We start from the raw sequence: 16,816 nt of genomic DNA on the forward strand, positions 1-16,816 counted from the left end.
TTGCACAAAGCCTGCTGCAAGCCTAAAATCGGGCGGGTTATTGTTCAGAATCAGGGCTGCATCATGTCTCTTTATCCGATTTACAATTTTTCCGCCGGCCCTGCCGTGTTGCCTGAAGCCGTGTTGGAAACGGCGCGGCAGGAAATGTCGGACTACAACGGTACGGGTTTTTCCGTGATGGAAATGAGCCACCGTTCGGAAATGTTTTTGAGCATCCTGCATCATGCGGAACAGGATTTGAGGCAGCTTTTGAAAGTGCCTGACAACTATAAGATATTGTTTCTGCAGGGCGGAGCAACAACCCAATTTAATATGGCAGCCATGAATCTGGCACACGGTTTCCGCACTGCCGACGCGGTGGTAACGGGCAACTGGAGCCGTATCGCTTATGAACAGATGAGCCGTTTGACCGATACGGAAATCCGTTTGGCGGCGCATGGCGGCGAGCGGTTCGACTATCTCGACCTGCCGCCTGTGGAAACGTGGGATGTTGCACCCGATTCGGCGTTTGTCCATTTTGCCGTCAATGAAACTGTCAACGGGCTGCAATACCGTGAGGTGCCGCGCCTTTCAGACGGCATGCCGCCGCTGGTGTGCGATATGTCGAGCGAGATTCTGTCGCGCGAGTTTGATGTTGCCGACTACGGACTGATTTACGCAGGCGCACAGAAAAACATCGGGCCGGCAGGGGTTACGGTGGTGATTATCCGCGAGGATTTGCTCGAGCGTTGTCCGAACGATATTCCCGATGTGTTCAACTACCGTTCGCATTTGAACCGCGACGGTATGTACAACACGCCGTCAACTTACGCGATTTATATGTCGGGGCTGGTGTTCCGCTGGCTGCAGGCGCAGGGCGGCGTGAAAAAAATTGAAGCGGTCAATCGAATAAAGGCGCAAACCTTGTATGAAGCGATAGACGGCAGCGGCGGTTTTTATATCAACGATATCCATCCCGATGCGCGATCCAAAATGAACGTGGTCTTCAAAACTGAAAGCGAGGATTTGGACCGCCGCTTTGTGTTGGAAGCCGAGTTGCAGGGCTTGTGCCTGCTCAAGGGTTATAAAACCGTCGGCGGGATGCGCGCCAGCATCTACAATGCGATGCCGCTCGAAGGCGTGCGGGCTTTGGCAGATTTTATGCGCGATTTCCAACGGCGTTACGGTTGATTTTCAAATGCCGCCTGAAGCGGCTTCAGACGGCATCGGCTGTTTCGGCGTTCTCCGGCGGCGTTTTGGGATGCGGGGTAAAACTGCGCTGCCGGCGGTTGCCCGTCCTTTTTACCCTGATGCTGTTTGTGCCGGACTGCACCGTCGGCGGCGCGGTCGGGTTTTTCCAATATGAAATGCTTTGCCCGCTTTTCTGGCAGGGGTGGTTGAAGACCGGTTCGAATCTTGCTTACGATGTTTTTATGTCTGCCGGACGTTTGAATGGCGGGCAGAAACCCCGCACAGCCGCCGTTTTCTTGCCCTGCTTTGCCCCGTTGCCTTATAATTAAGAATCTTTTTCAATAATCCGGATTCCGGATGCCTTTTCCAACCCTTATCCGACACATTCCAAATGATAAAACCGAACCTGAGGCCGAAGCTCGGCTCTTCCGTGCTGATTGCCTTCCTTTCCCTGTATTCTTCGCTGGTATTGAATTACGCCTTTTTTGCCAAAGTTGTCGAGCTTCATCCTTTTAACGGCACCGGGGCGGACATCTTCCTCTATACGATGCCGGTGGTGCTGTTTTTTTTAAGTAATTTCGTTTTTCACGTCATTGCCCTGCCTTTTGTGCATAAGGTATTGATTCCATTAATATTGGTTATTAGTGCAGCGGTGTCTTACCAAGAAATATTTTTCAATATCTATTTCAACAAGTCGATGTTGAATAATGTCTTGCAAACCACGGCGGCGGAAAGCGCGCGCCTGATTACGCCGGGCTATGTGCTGTGGATTGTATGTTTGGGCGTATTGCCCGCGCTGGCGTATATCGCCGTCAAGGTCAAATACCGCGTTTGGTATAAGGAGCTTTTGACGCGCCTTGTGCTTGCCGCCGTTTCCTTTTTGTGCGCGTTGGGCATTGCGATGTTGCAATATCAGGATTACGCCTCGTTTTTCCGCAACAATAAATCAGTAACCCATTTGATTGTGCCGTCTAATTTCATCGGCGCGGGCGTGTCGAAATACAAAGATTGGAAGCGTTCCAACATTCCTTATACGCAATTGGATATGGCGGTCGTGCAAAACCGCCCGGCCGGCAGCCTGCGCCGTTTCGTGGTGCTGATCGTGGGCGAGACCACGCGTGCCGCCAACTGGGGTTTGAACGGTTACAGCCGCCAAACCACGCCGCTGCTTGCCGCGCGCGGCGATGAAATTGTCAATTTCCCGCAGGTCAGAAGCTGCGGCACATCGACCGCGTACTCCCTGCCGTGTATGTTCTCAACCTTCGACCGCACGGATTATGACGAAATCAAAGCCGAACACCAGGACAACCTGCTGGACATCGTGCAGCGCGCCGGCGTGGAAGTTACTTGGTTGGAAAACGATTCCGGCTGCAAGGGCGTGTGCGGCAAAGTGCCGAATACCGACGTTACCTCGCTCAACCTGCCCGAATACTGCCGCAACGGCGAGTGCCTCGACAATATCCTGCTGACCAAGTTCGACGAAGCCCTCAACAAAAACGATAAAGACGCGGTTTTAATCCTGCATACCATCGGCAGCCACGGGCCGACGTATTACGAACGCTATACTGAAGCCGAACGCAAATTTACGCCGACCTGCGATACCAACGAAATCGACAAATGCGCCCGCGCCACGCTGGTCAACACTTACGACAATACGGTTTTGTATGTGGACCAGTTTATCGACAAGGTTATCCGCAAACTTGAAAACCGCGACGATTTGGAAAGCGCGGTGCATTATGTTTCCGACCACGGCGAAAGTTTGGGCGAAAACGGGATGTACCTGCACGCCGCGCCTTACGCCATCGCGCCTTCCGGACAGACGCATATCCCGATGGTTATGTGGTTTTCCAAAGCCTTCCGCCAACACGGGGGCATAGATTTCCAATGCCTCAAGCAAAAAGCGGCGGAAAACGAATATTCGCACGACCACTATTTCAGCACGGTATTGGGGCTGATGGGCATTTCAAACAGCCAAACCTATCGGAAGGAAATGGATATATTGGCAGCCTGCCGCCGTCCGCGCTGATGCCGCATATGCCGTCTGAAGCCTTCGGACGGCATATGTGTCCGAAACACCCGACCGACGACCGGAGTATAACGATATGGATGCTTTAAAATTATTGACGAACCGCCGATCTTCCAAAAAGCTGAAGCCCCCCGCCCCCGATGCGGCGGAGTTGGAACAGATGTTGCAGGCGGCAACCCAAGTTCCCGATCACGGCAATATGCGCCCCTTCCGTTTTACCGTGATTCAGGGGGACACTGCTTTGCAGCGTTTCCGCCGTATTTTGGCGCAGACGGTTGACGCGTTGAATTTCGGCGCGGAGGCGTTGCAGAAGGCGGAAAAAGTGGGCAATATGGCGCCGATGGTCATCGGGGTAACGTTTGCGCCCAACCGCGATGTGCCTAAGCCGAAACCGGAATGGGAACAGATGCTGACGGCGGGTTGTGCGGCGTATGCGCTGCAACTGGCGGCAACGGCTCAGGGATTCGACAATGTCTGGATTACGGGGATGTGGGTCAACAGCCCCTTGTTGCGGGAGGCTTTCGGTTGTGCGGATAAGGATAAAATCATCGGGCTGATGATGATCGGCACGCCGACAGAGGAAGCGCATAAGCCCAAGAATACCGATTTGGAAGCGTTTGTCAGCCATTGGTAAACGGAATCTCAAGCAAAATGCCGTCTGAAAGGCTTTCAGACGGCATTTTTCCATGCGTTTTAAACAGGGTTCATGAAACGCCCGATGCGTTCGGGGGAAATTTCCGGCGTTGCACCATGTTCGGAGGCGACCAGCGCACCAAGTGCGCAGGCGAAGGCGAGGGCATGTTGGGGTTCCGCGCGGTTGAGCAGCTGATAAATCAGACCGCCAAGGAAACTGTCTCCCGAGCCGACGGTATCGGCAACTTCGATTTTAAATCCGCCGTGTCGGAAAAACTCCCCGTTTTTGTACAGGACTGCGCCGTGGCTGCCCAAGGTTACGCAAAGAGTGCCCGTATCGGTCAGTTTTGCCAGATAAACGATGTTTTGTTCCAAACCGTGATAGGGCGATCCGTAAATTTTTGACAGTTCGTAGAGTTCGTCATCGTTGAGTTTGACGACATCAGCCTGTTTCATGGTTTCTAAAATCAGGGAAGCGTCGTAATGCGGTTTGCGCAGGTTGACATCGAAGATTTTGAATTTTGCCTGTTGCAGCAGGCTGTTTAAAGTTTTTCGGGAGGTTTCGTCGCGCATGGCCAGGCTGCCGAAAATAAAGGCATCGGATTGGGCAACGCGGTGCAGTGCTGCTTCTTCTGTCCGGATGCCGTCCCATGCACAGGGATAGACAATTTCGTAGGATGCGCTGCCTTGGGCATTCAGCGACACTTTAACCTGACTGGTGGGATAATCCGGATGAATCTGGATAAAGTCGGAAACGATGTTCTTTTGTTGTATTTGTCGGACAAGTTCTTCTCCGTCGCCATCATTTCCCCTACTGCTGATAATGGCGGTATCCATACCGAGCGATTGTAATCTGTACAGCACGTTTAAAGGTGCGCCGCCCAAAATTTTTCCATCAGGGAAAGCATCCCACAGTATCTCGCCGAAGCCGGTAATTTTCATTGGATTTCCTTGGTTTGGATAAATAGTCGGAAAGTTTGACGGCTTTACATACCGTCACTGATCGGGAATGTAGTAATACTCCGAATGAGTTTTATAAATTTCGTTGGAAAAATAAAACGTTGTCGGTATTTTGACGGGTTTGCCGCAAAGGTGATTTGATTCACCACAAGATAATTTTGTTTTTTCCTACAAAATATTGCTTGAAATTGCAAGATGATGAAACAAAACTAGAATTTTCGGGCAAAAAACGGCGGTACTTTTCAGTACCGCCAAAGCTGCTTTGGTAATTGAAGGGGTTATCGGCTTGCGCAACGGAAGCCCAAGTTGTGCAAGACATATTTGGATTGCAGGCTGGTGCGGATGCCGTAGCGGAGGAAGGCGGCATAGTTGGACGAGTCGCTCGACCCGATAGACGCGCCGCTGCAAAACATTTGCGCGTTGGCATTGCCGGAAGAAAGCAGGCTGCTGTTGAAATCTTCCGTCCATTCCCAAATCAGCCCGTGCATATCGTAAACGCCCCAGTAGTTCGGGCGGCCTTTGCCGACATCGTGCAGGCCTTTCCGTCCGCCGTCGGCATACCAATCGAGAATAGTGCGGTTGTAGCCGGGTTCGTTTGAACCGTTTTTCTGCGTGGCGGAAGCAAGTCCGGCAAATTCCCATTCGTCGATGGTCGGCAGACGTTTGCCTTGTGCGGCGCAATAGGCGTTGGCGGCAAACCAGGAAACATTGGTTATCGGCTGTTTTAATTCGCCTGCCCTGGGTGCGTAGCTGCGGCTGCCGTTTTTCATCCAATGCTTCAGATAAGCGGGTTCTGCCTGTTTGGAACTGACCCTGCCTTTTTGCCATTGGGGGTGGCTGTTGACGAATTCGGCAAACTCGGCATTGGTAACGGGATATTTGTCCAGTTTGAACGGTTTGACTTTAATCAGGCCGGTATCTTTTTTCAGATAAAGCGGGCGGTAGCTGCCGCCTTCGATTTGAACCATTTCGGCAGACGCCGCTTGAGTGCCGGCGAGTGCCGCACAGAGAAAGAGTAACCGGGCAAACTTCATATTATGCCTCCTGACAGGCGGTTAAAATTGATTTTTCAGACGGCATTTTAAACGAAAAGCTGCGAATGCCGTCTGAAGAATCAATCTTCCGAAAGGAAAGATTGGTTGTTAAAAAACCACTGCCGTGCGTAATGAAGTACGGCGGCAGTGGTTTGTTCCGCTAATGACGGGTATCCGATTTAATAAACGCTTTTTTCGGATGCAGAGGCTGCCGGGGCAGAAGCAGCCGGGGCTGAAGCCGCGCCGCTGCCGGCGTAAGCGGTATCACTCAATTTTTGAGTCATGATTTCAGGGTTTTCTGCACCTTCTACTTTCAATTGACCCAGTGCACCTTTGTTGAATGCGCGGAAGATGGAGTGGTCGACCAAAGTGTAGCTGCCCGGGATATCGACTTTGAATTCGACAATGGCAGAGCCGCCGGCAGGAACGATGGTGCTTTGTACGTTTTCGTTAATCAGCTTGCCGCCTTCAACATAAACTTTGTCGAAGATTTCGCCGATGACGTGGAAGGAAGACACCAGGTTCGGACCGCCGTTACCGACGTACATACGCACGGTTTCGCCTGCTTTGGCTTTCAGCGCGTTATCGCCGGCGATAGAACCTACATGACCGTTGAATACGACGTATTCAGGCTGTTCGGCAACGGCTTTGTCCATATCGAACGGTTGCAGGCCTTGCGCGCCTTTTTTGCCTTTGGTGTAGAAGTCGCCTTGAACGATGTAGAACTCTTTATCCACTTTCGGCAGGCCTTCTTTAGGCTCGACCAAAATCAGACCGTACATACCGTTGGCAATGTGCATACCGACCGGCGCGACGGCGCAGTGGTAGATGTACAGGCCCGGTTGCAGGGCTTTGAAGCTGAATGTGGAAGTACGGCCCGGGGCGGTAAAGGTCGCGGCTGCACCGCCGCCCTGACCGGTTGCGGCGTGGAAGTCGACGTTGTGCGGAACGGTAGAAGACGGGTTGTTGGAGAATTCGACTTCTACAGTATCGCCTTCGCGTACGCGGATCATGCGGCCCGGAACGTCGCCGTCAAATGTCCAGTAGTGGTATTCCACCCCGTCGTCCATTTTCATGGTTTTTTCGACGGTTTCCATTTTCACGCGGACTTTGGCAGGGTAGTCGCGGTCGATTGCGGGAGGTACTTCGGGAGCGTGGGTGGTAACCGCATCGATGACGGGCAGTTCGCCTGCAGGCGTTTCGGCGGCAGCTTGTGCGGCGGAACTTGCGGCTTCTGCGGAAGCGGCAGGGGTTTCGGCAGGAGCTTGAGCAGCTTGTTCGCCACCGCAGGCGGCTAAAGCAAACATAGAAGCGATAATTGCAGCTAAGGCTTGGCGTTTCATGATGTTTTCCTTTTGTAAGAAAAGTAAATTGTCCTGAAAGGATTGGTTAAGAACTGATGTGATTATGCGGTTGCTTACCTATGTATATTTTGATTTAGGTCAAGTAATTCAATAAATATGAACTTAAAATGACACTTCTAATACTTTATAACTACTAAAAATTACAATGAATAGGCTGATTTGCTAGGGGCTTCGGCAGAGCAGGCAAAGGCAGGGTAATTTCCGAGTAAAGAATAATGATAGTTATTATCATATATGTATTTGTTTTATATGTGAGTTTGTTTGAACAAATGTTTATTTGCGCGGTAAACCGTGCTACAATCTTTAACATTCATATTCTGTGAATTTTAAACAACTGCTTTATTAAAAGGAGCTCTTAAAATGGGACAGTACAAGAAGCTGTGGTACTTGCTGTTTGCCGTTCTGGCGGTATGCTTTACCATTCTTGGCTATATGGGCAGCGAGGTTTATAAGAAAGCCCCGCCTTACCCCGAACAGGTCGTTTCCGCATCAGGCAAAGTGCTGATGACGAAAGACGATATTTTGGCAGGTCAGTCTGCGTGGCAGAGTACCGGCGGTATGGAAGTCGGTTCGATTCTGGGTCACGGCGCATATCAGGCTCCGGACTGGACGGCCGACTGGCTGCATCGTGAGTTGTCCGCTTGGTTGGATTTGACCGCGCAACAGACTTACGGCAAAAAATTCGATGAAGTTTCCCCTGAAGAACAAGCCGTTCTGAAAACCCGACTGGCTGACGAATACCGCAACCAAAGCCGTGTGAAGGAAGACGGTTCTGTAGTCATCAGCGATACGCGCGTGAAAGCCATCGAAAGCATCCTGCCTTATTATCACGGCGTTTACGGCGACGATCCCAAGTTGCAAACCACCCGCGAACACTTTGCAATGAAAAACAATACATTGCCAAGCCAAGAAGCGCGTGAAAAACTGTTCAACTTCTTCTTCTGGACTTCTTGGTCTGCTTCGACCAACCGTCCTGACGAGAATTTTACTTACACCAACAACTGGCCGCACGAACCTTTGATCAACAACGTACCGACCACTGAAAACTATATGTGGTCATTCACCAGCGTTGTTCTTCTGCTGATGGGCATCGGTTTGCTGATGTGGGGTTATTCCTTCCTGACCAAACACGAGGAAGTGGAAGTGCCGTCTGAAGACCCGATTTCCAAAATCCAACTGACCCCTTCGCAAAAAGCATTGGGCAAATACGTCTTCCTGACGGTCGCCCTGTTTGTGGTACAAGTATTGCTGGGTGGTCTGACTGCGCACTATACCGTCGAAGGTCAAGGTTTCTACGGCATTGACGAAGCACTGGGCTTCGAAATGTCCGACTGGTTCCCCTACGCCCTGACCCGTACTTGGCACATCCAATCCGCCATCTTCTGGATTGCAACCGGCTTTTTGACGGCAGGTTTGTTCCTTGCGCCGATTGTCAACGGCGGCAAAGATCCCAAGTTCCAACGTGCAGGCGTGAACTTCCTGTACATCGCCCTCTTTATTGTGGTCGGCGGTTCTTACGCGGGCAACTTCTTCGCGTTGACGCACATCCTTCCCCCCGAATTTAACTTCTGGTTCGGACACCAAGGTTACGAATACCTCGATTTGGGACGTTTCTGGCAACTCCTTTTGATGGTCGGTCTGCTGTTGTGGCTGTTCCTGATGTTGCGCTGCACGGTTTCCGCCTTCAAAGAAAAAGGCGTGGACAAAAACCTGCTGGCAATCTTTGTCGCTTCTATGGTCGGCGTGGGCGTGTTCTACGCACCGGGTCTGTTCTATGGCGAAAAATCCCCGATTGCCGTAATGGAATACTGGCGTTGGTGGGTGGTTCACCTGTGGGTGGAAGGCTTCTTTGAAGTATTTGCCACTGCCGCCTTTGCCTTTGTCTTCTACAATATGGGCTTTGTCCGCCGCAGTACCGCCACTGCCTCCACTTTGGCCGCTGCCGCCATCTTTATGTTGGGCGGCGTTCCCGGTACGCTGCACCACCTGTACTTCTCCGGCTCTACCTCCGCCTCTATGGCAATCGGTGCCTGTTTCTCCGCTTTGGAGGTGGTACCGCTGGTGTTGCTGGGCCGTGAAGCATACGAGCACTGGTCTTACCAACACCTGTCCGACTGGGCGAAACGCCTGCGTTGGCCGCTGATGTGCTTCGTTGCAGTCGCCTTCTGGAACATGATTGGTGCCGGTGTATTCGGTTTTCTGATTAACCCGCCGATTTCCCTGTTCTATATCCAAGGTTTGAATACTTCTGCTGTTCATGCGCACGCTGCCTTGTTCGGTGTGTACGGTTTCTTGGCATTGGGCTTCGTATTGTTGGTTGCGCGCTACTTGAAACCGAACGCGCAGTTTGACGACAAACTGATGACTTGGGGCTTCTGGCTGCTCAACGGCGGCTTGGTCGGTATGATTGCCATCAGCCTGCTGCCTGTCGGCGCGATTCAGGCATACGCCTCTATCACGCACGGCCTGTGGTATGCCCGCAGCGAAGAATTCCTGCAAATGGAAATCCTCGACACCCTGCGCTGGGTTCGTACTGCTGCCGACTTGATCTTTATCGGCGGTGCAATCTGTGTCGCCATCCAAGCTACTAAAATTGTATTCGGCCGGGACAAATAAGTTTTAGCCTGAAAATTGAAACCGCACCTGCCATCAGGTGCGGTTTTTTTACAGGAAAATGCCGTCTGAAGGCTTCAGACGGCATTTGTCCGTTTGCGGGTTTATTCCGAAATATCGGCAACACCGCTTTCGGGGAAGATAGGCAAATTCGGCGGTGGGAGCAGAGTATCCAAAGTCAGGGCGGACGCATCGAGTGTGGGGTAGCCTTCAAACGCGACCGAATAACCGCCGTTTCCGTTCATACGGATTCGGGCGTGCGCGCCCAGCGGGAAAGTAATTTTGTCGGCAATATGTCCGAACGGGAAACCTGTCAGCACAGGAATTTTTGCCGTACGCGAAATATGGTTGACCACGGTAGAAAAATCATAAGACGAATCGTATACATCGCGGATATTGCCCATACGGAAATCGCCGAACACGATGGCGCGTTGTTTGTCCAAAATACCCGAAAGATACAGCGTATTGAGCATACGTTCGATGCGGTAGGGCTGTTCGCCGACATCTTCGAGAAACAAAATGCCGCCGTCGATGTCGGGCATATAGGGGGTGCCGGCAAGTGAAGCAAGGACGCTGAGGTTGCCGCCCCACAACGTGCCTTCGGTTTCGACATTGGCGCGTTGGATATAAGGAACATCAACGGTCAGTCGGTTTTGGGTTACCCCCTTGATAAAGGCATCCATTGTAAACACGCTGGGGGAGGGTTTGCCGAATTCGCTGTATGCCATCGGACCGGCAAAACTCATCATATTGCCTTTTGCCAAGAGTGCCAGCTGGACGGCGCAAACATCGCTGAATCCGAAAAACAGCGTACCACGTTCGCGCATTCTTGCGCCGAGTGAGGCAAAATCAATATGCGGCAGAATGCGTGCCGCACCATAACCGCCGCGCAAACCCATCAGAACTTTCGGTATGGCAACGCGACCGGAAGCGACATCTTGGAAATCGGCGGCACGTTGTGCGTCCGTACCGGCAAACCGTTGGAAGCGGCGGCTGCCCGCCTGTTGGTTGGTTACGGTAAAACCGGCATTGTAAAGGCGGGTCAATGCAGTATTGACGCGGTTGATGTCTTCGGCAAAGCCTGAGGAGGCGACAATACGCAGAAGATTGTCGGCAGAATTAGAATGGTGTGGTGGTTCGGGGTACACGGTTCGGGCTTTCGCAACAGGGTGAGAGGGCGCGGATGGGGCATTGTTTGAAGCAGGCGCAGTACCGCAAGCCTGAAGCAGTCCCGCGCCTGCGGCGGCGGTGCAGGTTTTCAGAAAACAGCGGCGGGAGGTCGGTTCGGTCATAATTTCCCTTTCATACGGTTTCAGACGGCATTGGCGGGCTTAAAGCAGCTTTTTAAGCTGTTCCGTCCAATCTTGCGGCAGGGTCATACCGTGTTTTCGGACGGGGTTTGCCCAAATCGGCGCAGGGAAAGACGCATCGTTTTCAAAGCGGGCGATAATATGCCAGTGCAGGTGCGGCACGACATTGCCCAAGCTGGCGAGGTTGATTTTTGCCGGCCGGAACACTTGGCGCATAGCGGCTTCGACTTTGTACACCATTTCCATCAATTCGCCGCGTTCGGCAGCCGAAAGGTCGGTCATTTCGGCAATATGCTTACGCCAAATGACGCGGCAGAATGCAGGCGAACCACTATCGTTATGGACGGCGATGACGCGCAGCTTGGGGGTTTGCAGCAAAATATCTTCATCTTGCGCCGTGCAGATGGGGCAGGGTTGGGCGGTCATTTTTCCTTATTCCTGAAAGTGTTTAAAAAACGGTAGGGCAATTTTTAATATTTCAATCTGTCTGTCCGCATTGCCGTTAATTGTACCACTTCATCGTGTTTCCTTTTCGGTTGGAACCCCGCCCTTTGTGGCGGCAGGAACAGACTTTATTTGGGAGGGGTGTAGCCCCTTCCGAATCAGGACGACACATAGGGCGGTGCTTTATGTGTCGTCCTGTGTGTTGAAACATATCGGACGCGTTTGAACAGTTGTGCGGCAAACCGTTTTAGCGGCAGGCAAGAGATGCCGCCTGATGCCCATTGTCCGTCATTCCCACACAGGCAGTTGCTACGGTTGCTGAAGCCCCTTAGCCGTCGCGCAGGCGGTTGCTACGGTTGCTAAAATCCCGTCATTCCCTCAAAAACAGAAAGCCAAAATCAGAAACCTAAATTCCCGTCATTCCCGCAGCTCTTCGTCATTCTCGCGAAAGCGGGAATCTAGAACTTTTAAATTTTCAGACAGCTTTTGAATATTGCCGTTGCCCGACGGTCTGGATTCCCGCCTGCGCGGGAATGACGGCGGGAGAACAATGCCGTCTGAAACCTCGTCATTCCTCTGCTGTCCGCAACTTTTCGTCATTCCCGTGAAAACGGGAATCTAGAACTTCAAACTTTCAGATAATCTTTGAATATTGCCGCTGCCTTAAGGTCTGGATTCCCGCCTGCGCGGGAATGACGGCAGAGCGGTTTCTGTTGCTCCCGATAAATGCCGCAATCTCAAATCCCGTCATTCCCTCAAAAACAGAAAACCAAAATCAGAAACCTAAAATCCTGTCATTCCCGCGCAGGCGGGAATCTAGGTCTGTCGGCACAGAAACTTATCGGGTAAAACGGTTTCTTTAGATTTTATGTTCTAGATTCCCGCCTGCGCGGGAATGACGGTGGAGGACGATGCCGTCTAAAGCCCGTTGGCGGTTTCAGACGGCATTTTCCTGTCGGTGCGGCAATCAGGAAAACTGCGCCGCGCCACGGTTTGCCAAATCGTCGGCGCGTTCGTTTTCCGCGTGTCCCGCGTGTCCTTTCACCCAAGTCCAGCTGACTTGGTGCCGTCCGACCAGCGCGTCGAGTTCTTTCCACAAATCATCGTTTTTGACGGGCTGTTTGGAGGCGGTTTTCCAGCCGTTGCGCTTCCAACCGTGTATCCAGTTTTCCATGCCATTTTTGACGTATTGCGAGTCGGTGCAGATGATGACGGTGCAGCGGCGTTTGAGGGACTTCAGTCCTTCGATAACGGCGGTCAGCTCCATGCGGTTGTTGGTGGTTTGCGCTTTGCCGCCGAAAAGTTCTTTTTCGTGGCTGCCGTAGCGCATCAACACGCCCCAGCCGCCCGCGCCGGGATTGCCTTTGCACGCGCCGTCGGTGTAGAGGTAAACAGGTGTGTCCATATCGTGCCTTTGTGTGGTGTCCGGCGTGATTATAAGCGGTTTGCACGCCGTGCCGGCTGAAAGATTACGGCGGATTGAAATAGGCATATAATGTGCAACTTTATTTTTGAATATGAAGGAGCGGATAGTGGGTCAAAGTGGCGAGTTGTTTTGTTTCGGACAGATGCCTGTATGGAAAGTGGAAAACCTGCCGGAAGTTTTGTTGTCGGGCTATTCGTCCGAAGAAGGGGAGTGGGTCTGCCTGAATGTGTTGAAGGGCGATGTCGAAGTCCGCACACAGGACGGGTCGGCAGAGGTTTGGTCGGCGGAAAGCGGCGATTACGTGTTTGCGCCGCAGCAGGTGTTTTCGGTCAAACCGAAAACGGACGATGCCGAAATCCGTTTGTCGCTGTATTGCGCGGCGGCAGATTATTTTCACAAAAAATACGGCATGAGTGCCACGCATTCTGCGGTCGCGGCGGCACAGGATACCGTACCGGCGGGCAGGGCGTTGGATATGGGTTGCGGACAGGGGCGCAACGCGCTGTTCCTCGGCTTGAAGGGATTTGACGTAACCGCCGCCGATTGCAATCCCGCCGCCTTGGCAAACGTGGCGGAGCTGGCAGAGGCGGAGGGTTTGAACGTCCGCACGCTGGAATATGATTTGAACGCCGCCGCCTTGCAGGGTGAGTTTGATTATATTGTGGCAACAGTGGTGCTGATGTTCCTGATGCCGCAGCGCGTGCCCGACGTGATTGCCGATATGCAGGCGCATACGGCGGCGGGCGGGTACAACCTAATCGTATCGGCAATGGATACGGCGGATTTCCCCTGCCCGATGCCGTTCCCTTTTAAATTTAAAGAGGGCGAGCTGAAGGATTATTATCGGGATTGGGAGCTGGTCGAATATAAAGAAGAATTGGGCGCGATGCACGCCAAAGACGAAAACGGCAATCCGATACGGTTTAAATTTGTAACCATGCTGGCGAAAAAGCCTGAATAATCCTCAAAAATGCCGTCTGAACATTTTGTTTCAGACGGCATTTTTACGGTTAGTCCCGATACGCCCAATGATTGACCGGACCGTGTCCCGAGCCGATTTCCAAAGGGTTTGAGATTGCCGCCGTGATGTAGGCCTTGGCAGTCTGTACGGCTTCGCAAACATCTAAGCCTTTTGCCAATTCGGCGGTAATGCAGGCGGAAAACGTGCAGCCTGTGCCGTGCGTGTGGGCGGTCGGAAAGCGCGGGCTGTCCAATTCCAGCGTTTCGTTTTGCGTAAACAGCCAATCCGTGCAGCGTCCGCTTGTGCTGCCGTTCAAATGTCCGCCTTTGATAACGACATTTTTGACACCGTAATCAAGCAGGATTTTTGCCGCGCGTTCCGCATCTTTACGGCTTTCGATACGCACGCCCGTCAAGGCTTCCGCCTCGGGCAGGTTGGGGGTCAGGATGTCCGTGTCCGGCAGCAGCAGGCGCGTCAGTGCCGCAACGGCGGAATCCTGCAACAGTGGCGCACCGCCTTTGGCAATCATCACAGGATCAAGCACGCGCCTGCCGAAGTCGCAGTGCTTCAGGCTGTCGGCAACGCATTCGATGATTTCCGCCGTGCCGAGCATACCGATTTTGTAGGCGCGGATGTCAAAGTCTTCCCTGATTGCTTGGATTTGTGCGGCGATGGTTTCGGTCGGGACGAGGTGCACTGCCGACACGCCCAAGGTATTTTGCGCGGTAACGGCGGTGATGACGCACGTTCCGAACACGCCGCGCATCTGAAACGTTTTCAAATCCGCCTGAATGCCCGCACCGCCGCCCGAATCCGAACCGGCGATGCTTAGGGACTGTACGAAAGAGCCTTTCATTATGTTTCCTTTTCGGTTGAAACCCCGCCCTTTGGGGTAGAATCAGACTTTGTTTGGAAGGGGTGTAACCCCTTCCAAATCAGGACGGCACATAGGGCGGTGCTTTATGTGTCGTCCTGTGTGTTGAAACATTTGTTCCTCCTTAATATTGCGTCCGACCAAAAGGGCTACTGCCTGTAAAAAAGCACGGCGATGCCGTCTGAAAACCGCAGCGCGGGGTTTGTGGCGCATTATATGTCGTATTGCAGGACAAGGCACAGGGCAGGGCGGTAGGGGTGCATCGTAGCAACTGTATTTTTGCCCGACGGGGTGAAAAATACAGTTGCTACACCCACTGATAATGAAAAAAGAGGGCAATGCCGTCTGAACCGCGTGTTGCGGCGAGTATAAATCGGCACGCTTTATTCGTCATTCCCGTAAAAACAAAAACCTAAAATTCCGTCATTCCCGCATAAGCGGGAATCCAGACCTTCGGGCGGCGGCAATATTCAAAGATTATCTGAAAGTTTGAGGTTCTAGATTCCCGTTTTCACGGGAATGACGAAGGGTTGTGGGAATGACGAAGTTTCAGACGGCATCAAATGCCTTGTCAGGCTTCAGACGGCATCGTCCACCCTCTGCCGTCATTCCCGCGCAGGCGGGAATCCAGACCGTCGGGTAGCAGCAATATTCAAAGGTTATCTGAAAATTTAGAGGTTCTAGATCCCCGCTTTTGCGGGAATGACGAAAGGTTGCGGGAATAACGGAGAGTTGCGAGAATGACGAAGGGTTGGAATAATCGCGGGATTGTGTTCACGGGAATATAAATTTAAATAATTCAAAAGGATATCATATGCAGCCTGCGGTTTATATCTTAGCAAGCCAACGTAATGGCACGTTGTATGTTGGCGTTACATCTGATTTGGTGCAACGTATTTACCAACATAGGGAGCATTTGGTTGAGGGATTTACATCACGGTACAACGTTACTATGCTGGTTTGGTATGAACCTCATCCTACGATGGAGAGCGCAATTTCTCGGGAAAAACAGTTGAAGAAATGGAACAGGGCTTGGAAATTGCAACTGATTGAAGAAAATAATGTTTCTTGGCGGGATTTATGGTTTGATATTATTTAGCCCGTCATTCCCGCGAAAGCGGGAATCCAGACCTTCGGGTAATGGCAATATTCAAAGGTTGTCTGAAAATTCAGAAGTTCTAGATTCCCGTTTTCACGGGAATGACGAAAAATTGCGGGAATGATGAAGTTTCAGACGGCATCGTCCCCCACCGTCATTCCCGCGTAGGCGGGAATCCAGACCTTCGGGCGGCGGCAATATTCAAAGATTATCTGAAAGTTTGAGGTTCTGGATTCCCGTTTTCACGGGAATGGCGAAAGCTTGCGGGAATAGCGAAAGGTTGCGGACAGCAGGGGGGAATGACGGGGCTTCAGACGGCATCGCCCACCCTCAGCCGTCATTCCCATAAAAACAGAAACCTAAAATTCCGTCATTCCAGCGAAAGCGGGAATCCAGTGTGTTCGGTTTCGGTTTTTTTTTTGGGGTTTCGGGCAACTTCTAAACCGTCATTCCCGCGAATGCGGGAATCCAGACCTTCGGGCGGCGGCAATATTCAAAGATTATCTGAAAGTTTGAGGTTCTAGATTCCCGCTTTCGCGGGAATGACGAAGAGTTGCGGGAATGACAAAAAATTACGGGAATGACGAAGGGTGCGGGAATGACGACTTATAATGAAAAAACCTGCTTGAAACAAGCAGGTTTTTGAATTGGCACGCCCACGGGGATTCGAACCCCGGTTGCCGCCGTGAAAGGGCAGTGTCCTAGGCCTCTAGACGATGGGCGCGTGAAAGTTCGCCATTTTACAAGGCTTCGGAAACTTGTCAAGCCTGTTGCGTAAAACCGACGGCGGAAATGTAAATTTCTGCCGGTTTAAATATATAAAACCTATAAATATCAACAAATTGATTGTATTTTTTTTTTTTTTTTTTTTTTTTTTTTTTTTTTTTTTTTTTTTTTTTTTT

At 51.8% G+C, this 16,816-nt stretch carries 14 protein-coding genes and 1 tRNA gene; 7 read left to right on the forward strand and 8 right to left on the reverse strand.

Annotated features, from left to right (window positions below; all coding sequences use genetic code 11):
* The first annotated feature begins 63 nt into the window (after positions 1 to 63).
* The 4 genes from serC to Q9J80_RS09955 all read left to right on the forward strand — a co-directional run bounded on the left by serC (position 64) and on the right by Q9J80_RS09955 (position 3,830).
* Positions 64 to 1,170: a phosphoserine transaminase gene (serC, locus tag Q9J80_RS09940; RefSeq protein ID WP_301673187.1), complete on the forward strand. Its 1,107-nt coding sequence runs from the start codon at positions 64 to 66 to the stop codon at positions 1,168 to 1,170.
* Positions 1,167 to 1,499 (forward strand): hypothetical protein, encoded by a 333-nt coding sequence (locus Q9J80_RS09945; protein WP_301673188.1) that lies wholly within the window; start codon positions 1,167 to 1,169, stop codon positions 1,497 to 1,499. The genes serC and Q9J80_RS09945 overlap by 4 nt, the downstream gene beginning before the upstream one ends.
* Before the next feature lie 62 nt (positions 1,500 to 1,561).
* Positions 1,562 to 3,196: a phosphoethanolamine transferase gene (locus Q9J80_RS09950; RefSeq protein ID WP_301673189.1), complete on the forward strand. Its 1,635-nt coding sequence runs from the start codon at positions 1,562 to 1,564 to the stop codon at positions 3,194 to 3,196.
* Between the two features lie 76 nt (positions 3,197 to 3,272).
* Complete coding sequence (locus Q9J80_RS09955; RefSeq protein WP_301673190.1) at positions 3,273 to 3,830, forward strand: nitroreductase family protein; 558 nt, start codon at positions 3,273 to 3,275, stop codon at positions 3,828 to 3,830.
* A gap of 59 nt (positions 3,831 to 3,889) precedes the next feature.
* Here the strand turns inward: Q9J80_RS09955 and Q9J80_RS09960 are convergent, their stop codons facing one another.
* The 3 genes from Q9J80_RS09960 to nirK form a co-directional block, all read right to left on the reverse strand.
* The gene (locus tag Q9J80_RS09960) at positions 3,890 to 4,771 is read right to left on the reverse strand and encodes a carbohydrate kinase family protein (RefSeq protein ID WP_301673191.1); all 882 of its coding nucleotides are present in this window, start codon (positions 4,769 to 4,771) and stop codon (positions 3,890 to 3,892) included.
* A 296-nt stretch (positions 4,772 to 5,067) separates the two neighbouring features.
* Positions 5,068 to 5,823 carry a formylglycine-generating enzyme family protein gene (locus Q9J80_RS09965; RefSeq protein ID WP_301673192.1) on the reverse strand — a complete coding sequence of 252 codons (756 nt, stop codon included), beginning with the start codon at positions 5,821 to 5,823 and terminating at the stop codon, positions 5,068 to 5,070.
* Between the two features lie 179 nt (positions 5,824 to 6,002).
* On the reverse strand, positions 6,003 to 7,166 hold the full coding sequence (nirK, locus tag Q9J80_RS09970) for a copper-containing nitrite reductase (protein ID WP_301673193.1): 1,164 nt from the start codon (positions 7,164 to 7,166) through the stop codon (positions 6,003 to 6,005).
* Positions 7,167 to 7,547: 381 nt separating this feature from the next.
* Between nirK and Q9J80_RS09975 the strand changes: the two genes are divergently transcribed.
* Positions 7,548 to 9,803 (forward strand): nitric-oxide reductase large subunit, encoded by a 2,256-nt coding sequence (locus Q9J80_RS09975; RefSeq protein WP_301673194.1) that lies wholly within the window; start codon positions 7,548 to 7,550, stop codon positions 9,801 to 9,803.
* 101 nt (positions 9,804 to 9,904) lie between these two features.
* Here Q9J80_RS09975 and Q9J80_RS09980 read toward each other — a convergent pair whose 3' ends face one another.
* The 3 genes from Q9J80_RS09980 to rnhA form a co-directional block, all read right to left on the reverse strand.
* Positions 9,905 to 11,092, reverse strand: coding sequence for an LD-carboxypeptidase (locus Q9J80_RS09980; RefSeq protein WP_118814212.1), 1,188 nt, complete (start codon positions 11,090 to 11,092; stop codon positions 9,905 to 9,907).
* Between the two features lie 39 nt (positions 11,093 to 11,131).
* Positions 11,132 to 11,536, reverse strand: a complete 405-nt coding sequence (locus tag Q9J80_RS09985; protein ID WP_002238207.1) for an HIT family protein — start codon at positions 11,534 to 11,536, stop codon at positions 11,132 to 11,134.
* Positions 11,537 to 12,521: 985 nt separating this feature from the next.
* Positions 12,522 to 12,959 (reverse strand): ribonuclease HI, encoded by a 438-nt coding sequence (gene rnhA / locus Q9J80_RS09990; protein ID WP_304671692.1) that lies wholly within the window; start codon positions 12,957 to 12,959, stop codon positions 12,522 to 12,524.
* A 112-nt stretch (positions 12,960 to 13,071) separates the two neighbouring features.
* Between rnhA and tehB the strand changes: the two genes are divergently transcribed.
* Positions 13,072 to 13,941 carry an SAM-dependent methyltransferase TehB gene (tehB, locus tag Q9J80_RS09995; RefSeq protein ID WP_304671696.1) on the forward strand — a complete coding sequence of 290 codons (870 nt, stop codon included), beginning with the start codon at positions 13,072 to 13,074 and terminating at the stop codon, positions 13,939 to 13,941.
* A 49-nt stretch (positions 13,942 to 13,990) separates the two neighbouring features.
* On the opposite strand, the gene thiD is transcribed toward tehB, so the two are convergent.
* On the reverse strand, positions 13,991 to 14,797 hold the full coding sequence (thiD, locus tag Q9J80_RS10000; protein ID WP_304671691.1) for a bifunctional hydroxymethylpyrimidine kinase/phosphomethylpyrimidine kinase: 807 nt from the start codon (positions 14,795 to 14,797) through the stop codon (positions 13,991 to 13,993).
* 832 nt (positions 14,798 to 15,629) lie between these two features.
* Here thiD and Q9J80_RS10005 point away from each other — a divergent pair.
* A complete protein-coding gene (locus Q9J80_RS10005) occupies positions 15,630 to 15,914 on the forward strand; it encodes a GIY-YIG nuclease family protein (protein WP_301673199.1) in 285 nt (94 codons plus the stop codon).
* Positions 15,915 to 16,562: 648 nt separating this feature from the next.
* Here Q9J80_RS10005 and Q9J80_RS10010 read toward each other — a convergent pair.
* Positions 16,563 to 16,638: transfer RNA gene (locus Q9J80_RS10010), tRNA-Glu, on the reverse strand.
* Positions 16,639 to 16,816: the final 178 nt, after the last annotated feature.

Origin of the sequence: Neisseria blantyrii, from assembly GCF_962747855.1 — a bacterium.
Lineage (GTDB): Bacteria > Pseudomonadota > Gammaproteobacteria > Burkholderiales > Neisseriaceae > Neisseria > Neisseria viridiae.